The 15,466-nt window shown below is 26.9% G+C and carries 14 protein-coding genes; 1 reads left to right on the forward strand and 13 read right to left on the reverse strand.

The features are described from left to right. Positions 1–171 precede the first annotated feature (171 nt). The 3 genes from Q1J78_RS00635 to Q1J78_RS00645 all read right to left on the reverse strand — a co-directional run bounded on the left by Q1J78_RS00635 (position 172) and on the right by Q1J78_RS00645 (position 3,925). The gene (locus Q1J78_RS00635; protein WP_300279083.1) at positions 172–1,356 is read right to left on the reverse strand and encodes a cation diffusion facilitator family transporter; all 1,185 of its coding nucleotides are present in this window, start codon (positions 1,354–1,356) and stop codon (positions 172–174) included. Between the two features lie 338 nt (positions 1,357–1,694). Continuing rightward, a complete protein-coding gene (locus tag Q1J78_RS00640; RefSeq protein ID WP_300279085.1) occupies positions 1,695–3,062 on the reverse strand; it encodes an MATE family efflux transporter in 1,368 nt (455 codons plus the stop codon). A gap of 29 nt (positions 3,063–3,091) precedes the next feature. Further along, the gene (locus tag Q1J78_RS00645) at positions 3,092–3,925 is read right to left on the reverse strand and encodes a coiled-coil domain-containing protein (RefSeq protein WP_300279087.1); all 834 of its coding nucleotides are present in this window, start codon (positions 3,923–3,925) and stop codon (positions 3,092–3,094) included. Positions 3,926–4,194: 269 nt separating this feature from the next. On the opposite strand from Q1J78_RS00645, the gene Q1J78_RS00650 reads away from it, so the two are divergent. Then, positions 4,195–4,992 carry an HAD-IIB family hydrolase gene (locus Q1J78_RS00650; protein ID WP_300279089.1) on the forward strand — a complete coding sequence of 266 codons (798 nt, stop codon included), beginning with the start codon at positions 4,195–4,197 and terminating at the stop codon, positions 4,990–4,992. A 128-nt stretch (positions 4,993–5,120) separates the two neighbouring features. On the opposite strand, the gene Q1J78_RS00655 is transcribed toward Q1J78_RS00650, so the two are convergent. From Q1J78_RS00655 to Q1J78_RS00700, 10 genes are all read right to left on the reverse strand, one after another. After that, positions 5,121–5,771: an Asp/Glu/hydantoin racemase gene (locus Q1J78_RS00655; protein WP_300279090.1), complete on the reverse strand. Its 651-nt coding sequence runs from the start codon at positions 5,769–5,771 to the stop codon at positions 5,121–5,123. A gap of 14 nt (positions 5,772–5,785) precedes the next feature. After that, a complete protein-coding gene (yaaA, locus tag Q1J78_RS00660) occupies positions 5,786–6,589 on the reverse strand; it encodes a peroxide stress protein YaaA (protein ID WP_300279093.1) in 804 nt (267 codons plus the stop codon). A 62-nt stretch (positions 6,590–6,651) separates the two neighbouring features. Next, positions 6,652–7,821, reverse strand: a complete 1,170-nt coding sequence (locus Q1J78_RS00665) for a class I SAM-dependent methyltransferase (protein WP_300279095.1) — start codon at positions 7,819–7,821, stop codon at positions 6,652–6,654. A gap of 138 nt (positions 7,822–7,959) precedes the next feature. Continuing rightward, on the reverse strand, positions 7,960–8,562 hold the full coding sequence (locus tag Q1J78_RS00670) for an HD domain-containing protein (protein WP_300279097.1): 603 nt from the start codon (positions 8,560–8,562) through the stop codon (positions 7,960–7,962). 53 nt (positions 8,563–8,615) lie between these two features. After that, a complete protein-coding gene (locus tag Q1J78_RS00675; protein ID WP_300279098.1) occupies positions 8,616–9,956 on the reverse strand; it encodes a DUF389 domain-containing protein in 1,341 nt (446 codons plus the stop codon). Between the two features lie 206 nt (positions 9,957–10,162). Further along, positions 10,163–10,864: a V-type ATP synthase subunit D gene (locus Q1J78_RS00680; RefSeq protein WP_300279100.1), complete on the reverse strand. Its 702-nt coding sequence runs from the start codon at positions 10,862–10,864 to the stop codon at positions 10,163–10,165. An 18-nt stretch (positions 10,865–10,882) separates the two neighbouring features. Beyond that, on the reverse strand, positions 10,883–12,277 hold the full coding sequence (locus tag Q1J78_RS00685) for a V-type ATP synthase subunit B (RefSeq protein WP_300279101.1): 1,395 nt from the start codon (positions 12,275–12,277) through the stop codon (positions 10,883–10,885). Further along, positions 12,278–14,047 carry a V-type ATP synthase subunit A gene (locus tag Q1J78_RS00690; protein WP_300279102.1) on the reverse strand — a complete coding sequence of 590 codons (1,770 nt, stop codon included), beginning with the start codon at positions 14,045–14,047 and terminating at the stop codon, positions 12,278–12,280. It lies immediately after the preceding gene. A 58-nt stretch (positions 14,048–14,105) separates the two neighbouring features. Continuing rightward, positions 14,106–14,429, reverse strand: coding sequence for a V-type ATP synthase subunit F (locus Q1J78_RS00695; RefSeq protein WP_300279104.1), 324 nt, complete (start codon positions 14,427–14,429; stop codon positions 14,106–14,108). Further along, positions 14,422–15,429, reverse strand: a complete 1,008-nt coding sequence (locus Q1J78_RS00700; RefSeq protein WP_300279106.1) for a V-type ATP synthase subunit C — start codon at positions 15,427–15,429, stop codon at positions 14,422–14,424. Before Q1J78_RS00700 ends, Q1J78_RS00695 begins: the two co-directional genes overlap by 8 nt. Positions 15,430–15,466: the final 37 nt, after the last annotated feature.

Raw genomic sequence — 15,466 nt, forward strand, 5'->3', positions numbered from 1 at the left:
GCTGATATTATTGTTACTAAGGAAAATGTAAAAAGTAATTTTGAAGTATTAAATGAAATATTGAGTATTGTAAAAAGCATTTTTTCTTCAAAATAAATATATCTGTAATTTAAAAGGTGGTATCAAACTAATGATTACCACCTTTATTTGTATCTTTAATTATTTAAACTATTAAAAATGATTTTTAACATAGTTTTTATCTACTAATATTACACAATTATAGTATTTGTGATTCTTTTGAACTTGTTCATTCATCCATTTTTTTAAATCTTCCTCTTCAATGTGTGATAAATCGCCATCTACAACAACATCAAATACAAGATTTTTCTTTTCTCCTTTTCCAACAATTCTTAAATCGTGGAATGATTCTATTATTTCACTTCTCTCTATTATCTCTTCTAACTCATTTTTTGTTTTTATAAACTCTTCATCTTCAATAGCTATTGGATCCATATGTATTACAAGATGTATATTTAATTTTTTAGATATCTCTTTTTCTGCATCATCTATTACTTCATGTATTTCCATTATATCTATATTACTAGGCACTTCAGCATGTATTGATGCTATACATTTTCCAACACCATAATTATGTATAATTAAATCATGTACTCCAGAAATTATATTATATTGTAATAGACTATCTACTATTTCATTTACCATTTCTTCATCTGGTGCTTCTCCTAAAAGAGGGCTTATAGTTTCTTTTATCAATGAAAAACCTGCATATAATATTATTAATGATACAACTATACCTACATATCCATCTAATGGAATAGATGTAAACTTAGCTATTAAGTATGATAATACTACACAACTAGATGTAAATACATCTCCCATAGCATCTACTGCCACTGCTTTTAGTGCTGCTGAATCTATTTTTTCACCTACATATTTATTAAATTTACCTAGCCACAACTTAACTAATATTGATGCTAGTAATAATACAAATGGTATTAAATTAAATTCAACTCCAATAGGGTTTACTATTCTTTCAAATGATGTTTGTACAAATTTTATACCTACAAACATAACCATAAATGCAACTACTAAAGCTGATATATACTCTAATCTCCCATGTCCAAACGGATGCTTCTCATCAGCAGGCATACTTGCCAATCTAAAACCTATTATTGTAATTGCTGATGACGCCATATCTGAAAAGTTATTAAACGCATCTGCTGTTATAGCAATACTTCCACTTAAAAAACCTATACTGAATTTTAAAATAAATAGTATTAAATTCGCAATTATTCCCACTATTCCGGCTAAAAATCCATATCTATTTCTTACTTTTTCATCTTCTATGTTTTCACTATCTTTTATAAATTTTTTTATAATTATCTTTGAAATCAAAATTATCCCTCCTCACTTTTGTATACATTATATATAATTATAGAGTTTTTTTATTATATTTTCAAATATAAAACATATTATATTTTTTAATTGAATATTATTATTTTATAAATCTACATAAAAAAATAAAAAACTGTCCACGCAGCAGAATGTGATACAGTCTTTTATTTACATAAAATTTATATGGTTAATTTACTTGATTTCTATTTATAAGCAACTTATTTCTGTTATCGTCACTACTATTCAGATTATACTCTCTATTTTGATAATATGCAATAGTATTATATCTATTTTCTGAAAATTTAAAAATATTTTTAATTTTGTAACTATATCTATTTTTATATAGTTTCCTTTTCTACTATTAATTTATTATTTTTTTTATAGTGTAAGTATACAGATAACATTAATATTCCTTTTATGCACATACTCATTGTTATGCTCACCCAAACTCCTGTAAGTCCCATTCCTAATACAGAAGATAGTAGTATTGCCATAGGTATTCTAGCACCTGTAAATATAGTTACTATTATAGAAGATATATATGTTCTTCCTAATCCTCTCAATATACCACTTACTATTATCTCTAAACATTGGAATATCTCTCCATATCCTAATATTTTTAGATAATTTGCACCTTCTTTTAGTGCCTCTGGTTCATTTATAAAGAATTTAAATATAAAGTCTGCTCCAAATATAAGTAGTGCCATAGTAATAATTCCCCAAAATATAGCAAATACAATTCCAACTTTTGCACCTTTTTCAATTCTTTCTACTTTATTCGCTCCATAATTTTGACCTACAAATGCAGAAACAGAAGATGCCATTCCATCAGCAGTTGTATAAGATATAGATTCTATCTGATTTCCTACTTTTTGAACAGCTATTGCAACAGGCCCCCATCTTGCAACTATTACACCTATACACATTGAAAATGCTGTAAACATTCCACTTTGAATTGCTACTGGTAAACCTAAAATAAATAATTCTTTATGATATTTGAAATCTAAATTTTTAAAATACCTTATTTTGAAGTAAATTCCTTCTTTTTTTATTATTTTATATATAAATACAAATGTCGCTATTGCCTGTGCTGATATTGTTGCTATAGCAGCACCTGCTACTCCCATTTTAGGAAATGGCCCTACACCAAGTATAAGAATTGGATCTAATAATATATTTGTTAAAAGTCCCATCGTATTTATTAAAAATGGTGTTTTACTATCTCCTAATCCATTAAATATAGCAGTAAATACAGGATTTATAAAATAAAATATCATCCCAAATCCTACTATTATAAGATACGTACTTCCTTGTCTAGTTACACTTTCAGCTCCAAGTCTAAATAATTCTATTAATTGTCTATTAAATACAATCAATACCGTTCCAAATAATATAGCAAGTACTATATTTATTTCTATAGCTGATTTTATATATGACTTTGCTTCATCTATATTATGATTTCCAACACTTTGAGATACTTTTACTTCTCCTCCAACTCTTGAAATTGCTATAAATGCAAGTGCTAACCATGTATAAAATCCAGCTGTACCCACTGCTGCAACAGCTTCACTACCAGCTTTTCCTACCCATATCATATCGACAACATTATATCCTATATTTATAAATGATGTCCCCATTATAGGTAGAGCTAATTTTATTAGCTTTTCAGCTATTCTTCCTTCTGTTAAATCTAATCTCCCTTCCATAAATCCTCCATATTCTAATTTCCCTATTTTTATTCTAAATTAAAATTATATATTTTTTCTAATAATTCTAATTTATATTTAAGATTATTTTTTAATTTTTGTTCTGTTTTTAATTCTTCCTTTAATATATTTTTTTGCTTCTCAACTTTTACTATATCAAAAACTATTTCTTCCATTTCAAATATTCTTTCTTTCTTTTCAAATCCAGCTTGCATTATTTCATCTGATATGGCTTTTTTTAATCTTTCTATTTCATTTATCATATCTTTTTCAGATAAACTTTCTTCTTTTTTTACTGATGAATCTATTATATTTTCAAGCATTCTCATTTTACCGTAGTTATTATCTATAAATGAATCTAATGCTTTTTCTAGCATCATTACAGATTTTTCATCTGAATTTTTCGATAAAACTGGATGTAATTTCATAACTAAAAGTCTTAAACTATCCCTCATTCTATCTTGTTCTCTATCGGTTAATCTTTCTCTTTTTAAATAATCATTAGCTTTTTTTATCCGATTCTTTTTATCCTCTATAATTTCATTAAATGCTAATTCTTCAGAGTGTACTATTTCTTTTATTTTTTCTTCATCTATCTCTTTTTCATTTTTCATATATTCATTTGCTAAATCTATTTTTCTATTAATTACTCTAATTTCTGCTTCATTTTCTAATATTGCTAATTCATACATTCCAAAATGAGATTGATATGTAGATTTTATAATAACCTCTTTTTTTATTATATTTTCAGCTCTATCTATTACAATATCTGCAAAATCTTCTTTCAATGAATTATATTCTTTTTTTAAATTTATTCTCCTATCTATATTTAAAATATTCATTTCTATAATTACTATTGTCAAAAATCTATAAAATAATATTTGTAAGTTTTTTTGTTTATTTCTGTATCTTATTTTATAATTTTATAATATTTTAGTTTTGACATACTCCTTTCTTTATTCTGAAATTGATAATCTATAGTATACACATATATTTTCACATTAATATAATAGAACAAATAAAGAATAAAATAAATACTTAAGATAAAAAATAAATAAGTTTAATTTATATTTAAGATATTATTTTTTTGATTTTTATGGTAACATTTCTTTAGAGATAATTAATTAGGGTGGTGATTTTTATTAGTACTAATGAAAAATTTGTAAAAAAATATTTCTTTTTTGATATAGATGGAACTCTTTCTACTGGATTTCCAGAACCATATGTTCCTGAATCAACAAAAAGAGCTTTAAAAAAACTTGAAGAAAACGGACATTTTTTATCTATTGCTACTGGAAGAAGTCATGCTAAAGCTGTTGAGCTATTAGATGAACTTGGGTTTAAAAACATGGTCAGTGATGGTGGCAATGGTATAACAATAGATAAGAAACTTTTAGGGATAAAACCTCTTGATAAAGAAAATTGTATCGCTTTATTGGAAGAACTAGAAGAAAAAGGAATACCTTGGGGAATATCTATGGAAAATTCTCCAATAAGATATACTAAGGATAATAGTTTTGTAGAATATACTAATGATGTCTATATGAAAAATATTGTAGATCCAAATCTAGACTTTCATAATATAGACACTTTTTATAAACTTTATGTAGCTTGTAAACCTGAATTAGATGATACTTTAGAAGGATTAAAAAATCTTCCTTTTGTCAGATTCCACGATGCATATTTATTTGTTGAACCTGATGATAAATCTGTTGGTATAAAAGCTGTTATGGATCATTTTAAAGCTCCTTATAAAGATGTTGTTGTATTTGGCGATCAAAAAAATGATTTAAAAATGTTCAGAGATGAGTGGACATCTATAGCTATGGGAAATGCAATTGATGCTTTAAAAGAAAAAGCAGACTTTGTAACTAAATCAGCCGATGATGATGGTATAGAATTTGCTTGTGAGCATTTTGGTTGGATTTAATTTTAGATAACAAGTTTTAAAATTTATATTATTTTAATATACAAATTTATATTATTTTAATTATAAATAAATAAACCATATTATTTCAAAATAATATGGTTTATTTTTATTTTCTAAGTTATTATCACTTATTTAATTTTCATAAGTAAATTGTACATCATTTCCGATGGGTCTATTATATTTAAATTTGTATAATTTTTGATTTCATTTGAAAAATATGAAAAATGTGTGCATCCTAATATTATAGATTCAACATTATTTTTTTCAAAAAATTTTAATGCTATATCTAAAGAGTTATCTATTATTATTTTATTTGCTTCCTTTTTAGATTCTACATCTAATACTATAGGTAACATACCTATTCCAATTACATTACAATTATTATTGTTTTCTATTATAGTTTTTTCTATTCCAGAAAGTCCTTTATTATTTGCTGCAAGCACACCTATATTATTGTAATTATTGGCAATTATTTCATATGCATTCATTGGTGTTATTATAGATATATTTTCTTCTTTTGAAATTTTTTTCATATCAACTGCTGAGCTTAAAGAATTACAATATACAAGGATCTTTTTGATTCCTTTTGATTTAATCTTTGATACTATCTTTTTTATTTCATTTTCTTTGATTTCGTCTTTGAGATGTTGAAATTTTGTCTGCTCTATAGGATTTTCCGATACTGGATATAACTCTACTTCAAGTCCTTTTTTTTCTAAAAATTCCCCTCCCATTTTTGTATCAACTAAAGTCCCTGCTATAACAGCTATTTTTTCCATATAATCACTCTTTTCTAATATACTTTTTTTATAAAAACAATCTCTTTATCTGTAGAATATTTTTCTGAATAAGCAAAGTCATCTTCTTTAAATTTTTTTATACTTTCTAAATCATCTATTTTATTTTCAGCAATATATTTAACCATTTTCCCTCTAGCTTTTTTAGAAGCTGTAGATTCTACCTTTAATTTTTCTCCTTTTTCAACTTTAAACGTACAGTTTATAAGTTTTATTTTAGATTCTTTAGAGTTAAAAGTTTTTTCAACTGTTTTACTATATTCTTTTGATGCTAAATTTAATACTATACCTTCATTATTTAAATCATTTGATATTTCTTCTGCTATACTTGTATTCCAAAAAGTATACAGATTATTTTTTTCATAAATTTTTACTTTTGTCTGCATTTCTAATCTATATTCGTCTATTATATCAAATGGTCTTAATATTCCATAAAATCCACTTATTATTCTTAAGTGCTCATTTAAAAATAATAGTCCTTCTTTTGATATATCCTCTGGTGAAATATTTTTATATTGTATTCCATCATATGCAAATATAGATGGTATTTTATCTTTAATAACAACACTATCTTTTTTAATAGGTTTCATTTTTTGAAATCTAGCATAATTTAATTGTGCTAAATCTTCTTTTATTTTCATAATATCTTGAATTTCTTCTGTTATATATTCTTTCATATGACTTAATATTTTATTTGATTTTTCATAAAGCTTTGGATTTGTAAGTTCACTTTTATCAATTTTTTCTTTCCAAATATTAGGCTTTCTCATATTTTTTGCCGGAGATATTATTGTTATCATTATTTTCACCTTTCCTATTTAGAACTAAATATATTTTTTATAAAATTTTCTATGTTTTATTTTTATATAAGATTATCTTCTTTTAAAAGTCTGTATAATGTTTGATCAAAATTAAATTCTTTCATTAGATTGTCTACTTCATTTAATGATTTTTCTTTCTTTTCTTTTGATACATTTGTTTTTACTGCTCTTATTAATATATTTTTGGGCGAGTGAGCAATATCTATAAATTCTAGTAAATTTGTCTTATATCCCAAAGATTCTAATAAGTTTGCTCTTATTGAATCTGTCATAAGGGCTGCTATTCTTTCTTGTATTATTCCATAATTTGTAAGTATTGATAAATTCTCTGACTTCATTTGCTCATTTAATTCATGTTGACAACAAGGAACAGAGAAAATCATTTTGGTATTCCATTTTATTGCATTATATAAAGCATAATCTGTTGCTGTATCGCATGCATGTAAAGTTATAACCATATCTACTTTGTTATTATATTTGTATCCATTTATATCTCCTAATTCAAAGTGAAGATTTTCATAATTATATCTTTTTGCTATCTCATTACATTTTTTTATAACATCTTCCTTTAAATCTAAGCCTATCATTTTGACATTTATCTTTTTAATTTCTACAAAGTAATAATAAAGTACAAATGTTAAATATGATTTACCACAACCAAAGTCTAGTATTGTAAGCTCTTTATATTCATTTTTTCTTATTTCATGGTCTATTAATTCTATAAACTTATTTATTTGTTTATATTTATCGTATTTTGATTTTACAACTTTACCTTCTTTTGTGAATACTCCTAAATCAATTAATGCTGGTACATTCATACCTTCTTTTATTATATATTCTTTTTCTTTATTGTGTGTTTTTACTTGTTTTGCCATTATAGATTTTTTTGCATTTTTTCTTCCAAAAAATACCTTACCTTTTTTAGAAATTTTTATATTAAAGACTGCATCTTCCGACCATGCATCTAGTTGTTTAAAATCTTCTTTTAAAAATTCTATTATATGATTTTCTAACTCTTCTTTTTCTATATTTTCATGAAATACTTGTTTATCTGTAAATTTTTCAATTTGATAAAATTCTCTATCTTTTATTTCTTTTAAATTTATATTTATTTTTTTATAGTCTATTTCTTTATTTTTTCTATTACTTATAACTATCTTATATGGATTAGATTTTGATATTTCATCTATTGATTTTTTTAATTCTTCCATATTTATACTCCTTTTTCAATTATTTTATTAAATATATATTTTAAATATATATTTTTTATTTACTTCACTTCATTTTTATTTTATTTTTATATTAAAAATATCTTGTTATATATTTAAATTTCATATTTTTTATATATTTTAATTTCTATCATCTATAACTTGAAATAATAATACTTTTAAATCTTCTGTTTGTGAAGAATGATGATTTTTTATTAAATCCAATAAATTTTTATTTTTTATATGATTTTTTAACATATTTTCACTATATTCACTATGTCTATAGTAGCATTGTATCTTTTTATTTTTTGATTTTTTTAGTTTACCAGATGTAATTTTATTTAATATTACTATTATGGATTTTTCTATTATATTAATTCTTTTTTTAGATTTTCCTACATCATGCAACAATCCTGCTTTTATAAATAAATTTTCATTTTCTATAATAAAATTATTTATATATTCTTCACCATCTTTAGATATTATTTTTTTTAAATTTTCTGTAGTTTGGTTTTTTTCAACTAATAAATCTTTTGTTGGACTATATTTATTTAATTTTATTTCCTCAGAAATTTTTTTAAATTCTCTAGATACTCTAACACTATGCTTCTTTTCTGAATTTGAAATTTTCATAAATAGATAATATTCAAAACCATCCAATAAGTTTTGAGCATATTTTTCGTCTTCTTCAGTAAATTTATCTGTTAGATTAACATAAAATTGTTTTACTCTTTTAGGAATCATATTTTTAGATTAAACCTTCCTTTTTATTAATTATATAATATATAATTTTACTGCTATTCAACTTTTTCTTCTACCTTATTTTCATCTAATATTGCTTGATTTTTAGATACTATAATACTCATATCTTCACCAGTTTTTTCTTTTATCCAATTTTTAATTCTTTTTTGAGTATCTATGCTTATTCCTTCTTTTGAAGCTAGAATTAAAACTTGTTTTTCTTTTCCATCTTTATTCATTATTTTAGTAATTCCAACTTCATCTATTTCAGGATAAAGTATAAAAAGCTCTTTTTTTATTTCATAATATTTTGATTCTTTTGTTTCAACATTATTTATTATTAATTCTTTATTTTTTTCAAGTATAGAACTATCTCCACTAAGCATTCCTTCAATCTCATCTTTAGTTACACCTTTTGATACAGGCATTTGATTTATTTTTAATTTATAATTTCCTAATTCAAATATTTTTTTATTTTTTTCTATATTTTTAATTTCATTAGAAGTTAATTCTTTTCCTATTAATACTATATCTATTTTTTTATTTTTTATATCTATACTTTCATCAAATATTTGTGTTTCACTAAAATCAAATTCTTTTTCTATAAATTCTGCATAATTTTTTTGAGTTATTGTTTCATCAACTATATTCCATGCAAGATATATACTAGGCCGTATAGATACTATTATAAGTATCCAAAATATAACTTTTGATTTTGGTGATCTAGTTTTATCTTCTCCAGGTTTTATTACATGCATTAATCTAAATCCAACTGAACTAACTAAGCATATAAAAAATGAGTTTATAAAGAATAAATATGCAGCACCTAATATAAAATGTATGTTATGCACTGCTATTCCATATCCTAGTGTAGAAAGAGGAGGCATTAATGCAGTTGCTATTGCTGTACCTGGAACTATATTACTCATTCTTTCTCTTCTTGTAAGGCCTATAAGACCTGCAATTCCTGCAAATATAGCTATTAAAACATCCCATATTGTAGGTTCTGTTCTTGCTAATAACTCTGGTGTTATTTCTGTTAATGGTGTTATTTTAAAATAAATTACACTAACAAATATACTTATAAATATTTGTATACCAAAATTTATTGCAGATCTTTTTATATGATTTATATCATTCATTGCAAAACCATATCCAATACTTATTATTCCACCCATTAATGGTGATATAAGCATAGCACCTATTATTACTGCTGTACTATTCATATTAAGACCAATGGATGCAACTAATATAGCCATTATCAAAATCCACAAATTTGTTCCACTTATAGATGATGATTCGTCTATCCTTTTTTTTATTTCTTCATTTTCAGCTTGATCTTTTTTTATAGAAAAAAGTTCTTTTAGACTTTCTAAATTTTTTTTATAAATCGACAAAATAATACACCTTCTTTATTAATATATTTTTCTATAAATTTTATTATTGATTATAATTAATCGAGCATAATTATAACATAAAATAATATCTTTTTCATTTGTGATAAATATTATTTTAAATTTAAATATATAATATCATTTTAAAATTCATAAAACTTATAGATAATAAAAAACAGAAACCAAATTTGGTTTCTGTTTTTATATTTTTATTTGGAATGTGTTTCTTTATATTCATTATACATAGCTTCATCTTGAGCTCTTTTTTCCTCAATAGCTTCTTTAAGCATCATATCTTTTACTTTCATTAATCTTGTCTGATTTCCTCTTTCGTTTTCGTCTAATTTCATTGTAATATATTTTATAGTCTCTTCAAGTTGAGGTATCATTATATATTCAAGAGCATTAACACGACGTCTAGTTTTTTCAATTTCATCAGCAAGTAAGTTTGCTTCTTTTTCCATAGCTGCTAATTTAAGCATTATTGGAAATACTCTAGATAATTCACTTATTGCAGAATCTAGTTCTCCTGAAGTTGTAGCAAATCCATATGAGTAAATATCTGTAACATCATCTGTTGTTGTTTCAAAATCAAATACTGGAACATCAACACTCATTACATTTTTTTTATCGACATTTACTATTACTCCTTGTTTTGGGTACATAAGGGCTTCATCTACAGCTTGTGATGACATTACTGCATTTGCTATACTGAAGTTTTGATAAACTCCTGTTATCAAAAGTTCAACTTCCTCACGCAAAACTTTATTTTCTCTTGCCAAATCTAAGAAAGTTTTCATTAATTCATCACGTTTATCTTTAAGAAGCTTGTGTCCTCTACTGGCAACACTTAGACGCTTTTTTAAAGAAGCAAGTACCATTCTAGTAGGATTTACATTTAGTCTTGCCATAGCCTACTCCCCCTTCTTTTATTTAGCATCTGGATTATATTTTTCTTCAGGATAATATTTTTCTATATTAGAGTCTTTAATACGTTTTAATTCACTCTTTGGTAATATAGTTAATAATTTCCATCCTATTTCTAGTGTTTCTTCTATTGTTCTATTTGTTTCATATCCTTGATTTACATATTCCATTTCAAAGGCATCTGCAAATTTAGCATATTTTTTATCAATTTCAGTTAGTGCAGCTTCCCCTAAGATAGACATTAATTCTTTTGCTTCTTTACCACGAGCATATGCTGCAAATAGCTGGTTCATAGTATCAGCATGGTCTTCTCTAGTTTTTCCTTTTCCTATACCTTTATCTTTTAAACGAGATAATGATGGAAGAACATTTATTGGAGGTGTAACTCCTTTACGATAAAGATCACGAGATAATATTATCTGTCCTTCTGTTATATATCCTGTTAAGTCTGGTATTGGATGTGTTTTATCATCTTCTGGCATTGTTAAGATAGGTATCATAGTTATTGAACCTTCACAGTTTAATTTTTTACCTGCTCTTTCATACATTGTTGCAAGGTCTGTGTATAGATAACCAGGATATCCTCTTCTTCCAGGAACTTCTTTACGTGCTGCTGATACTTCACGAAGAGCTTCAGCATAATTTGTTATATCTGTTAATATTACTAGCACATGCATATGTTTTTCAAATGCAAGATATTCAGCTGCTGTTAGTGCCATACGAGGTGTTGATATACGTTCTACTGCTGGGTCATTCGCTAAGTTCATAAATAATACAGTTCTATCTATTGCACCAGTTCTTCTAAAATCTGATACAAAGTAGTCTGCTTCTTCGTAAGTTATCCCCATTGCTGCGAATACAACTGCGAAATTTGATTCACTATTAAGAACTTGTGCTTGACGAGCTATCTGTGATGCAAGTTCAGCATGAGGTAGTCCAGAACCTGAGAATATAGGTAATTTTTGCCCTCTTACTAATGTATTTAAACCATCTATTGCTGATACACCTGTCTGTATAAATTCTGACGGATAGTCACGTGCTGCTGGATTCATAGGTAATCCATTTATATCTAATTTCATTTCTGGTATTATTTCTGGACCATTGTCTTTTGGTCTTCCCATACCATCAAATACTCTACCTAGCATTTCTTCTGATACAGCAAGTTCCATACCATGTCCAAGGAATCTAACCTTACTTTCAGCTAAATTTATACCTGCTGAATTTTCGAATAACTGAACAAGAGCATTATTTCCATTAACTTCTAGTACCTTACATCTTCTTTTTTCTCCAGATGGAAGTTCTATTTCTCCAAGTTCATCATATGTTACGCCTTCTACATCTTTGACAAGCATCAGTGGTCCTGCAACCTCTGCGATAGTTTTATACTCTTTAATCAATTACTCCACCTCCTTAGATGTTAGATCTGCTAAACAATTTAACATTTCTTCATCTATAGATGCATACACTTCGTTTACATCTTTTTCTTCTACATATTTAAATCTTCCTATTCTTTCTCTTACTGGAAGCTCTACTATTTTATCAAAATCTGCTCCATTGGCTATAGCTTCTGCACTTCTATTGTAGAATAACATTATCAATCTTAATAATAAGAACTGTTTTTCTAATGAAGAGTATGTATCTACTTCATGGAATGCATTTTGATGTAGATAGTCTTCACGTATTGTTCTTGCAATTTCAAGTTTCAATCTATCTGAGTATGAAAGTGCATCTACACCAACAAGCTGTACTATTTCCTGAAGTTCTGCTTCTTCTTGAAGTAATCTCATAGCATCTGCTCTATTTGTTGACCAATATTTATTTACATTTTTATCAAACCATTTATTTAATCTATCTACATATAAAGAGTAGCTAGATAACCAGTTTATAGCTGGGAAATGACGTTTATAAGCAAGGTCACTATCTAGTCCCCAGAATACTTTTACTATACGAAGAGTTGCCTGCGAAACTGGTTCTGAAGTATCTCCTCCTGGAGGTGAAACTGCACCTATAGCAGATAATGCACCTTCTCTTCCTTCACTTCCTAAACTTATTACACGTCCTGCTCTTTCATAGAATTGAGCTAAACGAGATCCTAAATAAGCTGGATAACCTTCTTCACCTGGCATTTCTTCAAGACGACCTGACATTTCACGAAGTGCTTCTGCCCATCTTGATGTAGAGTCTGCCATTAATGCAACTGAATATCCCATATCTCTAAAATATTCTGCTATTGTTATTCCTGTATATATAGAAGCTTCACGAGCTGCAACTGGCATATCTGATGTATTAGCTATAAGTATAGTTCTTTTCATTAGAGATTCCCCTGTTTTTGGATCTTGCAGTTCAGGGAATTCACGTAAAACATCTGTCATTTCATTTCCACGTTCTCCACAACCTATATATACAACTATTTCTGCATCTGCCCATTTAGCTAACTGGTGTTGAACTACTGTTTTTCCACTTCCAAAAGGTCCTGGTACAGCTGCTACCCCACCTTTTGCTATAGGGAACATTGTATCTATAACTCTTTGTCCTGTAACTAAAGGCATATCAGGAACTAATTTTTCTTTATATGGTCTACTAACTCTGACTGGCCATTTTTGCATCATTGTAAGTTCTTTTTCTGAACCATCTTCAAGTGAAAGTATACAAACGGTTTCTTCGACAGTAAACTCTCCTGATTTTATTTCTTTAACAGTACCTTTTATACCAACTGGTACCATTATTCTATGTTCTACAACAACAGTCTCTTGTACAGTACCAATTATATCTCCTGATTCAACTTTTTCACCAACAGATACTTTTGGAACAAATTCCCATTTTTTTTCTCTATCTATAGCAGAAACTTGTATTCCTCTAGATATATTTGCTCCTGCAACTTCAACCATTTTTTCAAGTGGTCTTTGTATTCCATCATACATATTTTCTATAAGTCCTGGTCCAAGTTCAACACTTAATGGTGCATTTGTTGATACAACTTTTGTTCCAGGTCCTAAACCTGCTGTTTCTTCATATACCTGTATAGACGCTCTATCATCACGCATCTCTATTATTTCACCTATAAGTCCCTCATCTGAGACACGAACCACATCAAACATATTTGCTTCTTGCATTCCTTCAGCAATAACTAGTGGTCCAGATACTTTAACTACTTTTCCTTGGCTCATTTTATCACCATTTCTTTCTATATTAATTAAATATTATTTGAATTAATAATTTTATTTCTTACTTATCTCCGAAAAGAATATCAGCTCCTACTGCTTTTTCTACATTTTTCTTAACTCCTGCTATACCAATTCCTAAGCTACCATCAACTCCAGGTATTGGTATTATTGCTGGTGTTATAAGAGATTTATAGCTATCTATTTCTTCTATCATATGCTGGCATAGATTTTCTGTTATGTAGATAATAGCAAAATTTTCTTCGGATACAAGTCTTTTTAACACTTCTTTAGCTTCATCAGAATTCATACAAGGATATGTATCTAATCCAACAGCTTTGAAGCCTGTAACACTATCTCTATCTCCTATTATTCCTATTTTATACATAACTTTCTCTCAACCTTTCTCTTATTCTATCTGATGAAAGACCAGCTAATTTTCCAGCCATTATTATTCTAGCTGATTTAATTTCATTTTCTTTAGCTAAAATATAACCTACAATTGCTTCTATTCCAAAAGATTTATATCTTGAATCTTTAACATATTCCATCAGACGATTATCACACATTTTTTCAAGTGTTGTAAAACTTCCTTTTTCTTTTAATGTCGGAATACTTTCTGCAAGAACCTCTGAAAGTCCATATGTTCCAAGTTTCTCTGCAAATGATTCAAGTTGCTCATCATATCCACTTATAAAGAATTTTTCTGTTATATTCCCACCTTCAATAAATACTTTTGAGAAAAAGTCCCAACTTTTTTTCATTTTTCTCATTCTAACGAAAGTTTTTAAATTAATAGTATCTATTAAAAGTTTTACATACCCTTTTAAATACTCATTTTCTGACTTTTCTGCAAGTCTTATCATATCTTTATAACAAGCTTTATCTAGAATTATATCTACTTGCTGAGGATCTTTTGTTCTAGCAAATACGTCTAAAACTTCTTCTATAGCATCCTTCATCTCTGTAGACATTCCAATAAAGTCTCTTTCTCTTATCATATTCTCCATAGTTTTTGCATCAATACTTCCGCTGTCCATAAAAAATGGTTCAGGATTGATATCTAAAAACTCGGCTTTTAATGCTACTTTTATATTATGATAATCTGATTGATATAAAAATATATTAAAATATTCAGGGTCATGAACTATTGATTTAATAAATTCGTAAGTTTTTTTATGTTCCCGTGTTAAAAGTAGTTCAAAATCTTGTGGTTTTACATCTGTAAAAGATCCTCCATACTCCATTTCTGTAAGTACTTTCAATGCTTCTTCAGAATTTTTACTTTCAACCATTTTATTTATTTTATCGTGGTTAAGCATATTTTTTTCTCCACTTCTTACACAGGCAGTGGCAAATATATAATCTTTATTGTTAATCTTTGCCAAATTAATCAATCCCCTTTCTAAAATGGGTAAGCCTTGT

The sequence above is a fragment of the Peptacetobacter sp. genome (assembly GCF_029264495.1).
Classification (GTDB): Bacteria; Bacillota; Clostridia; order Peptostreptococcales; family Peptostreptococcaceae; genus Peptacetobacter.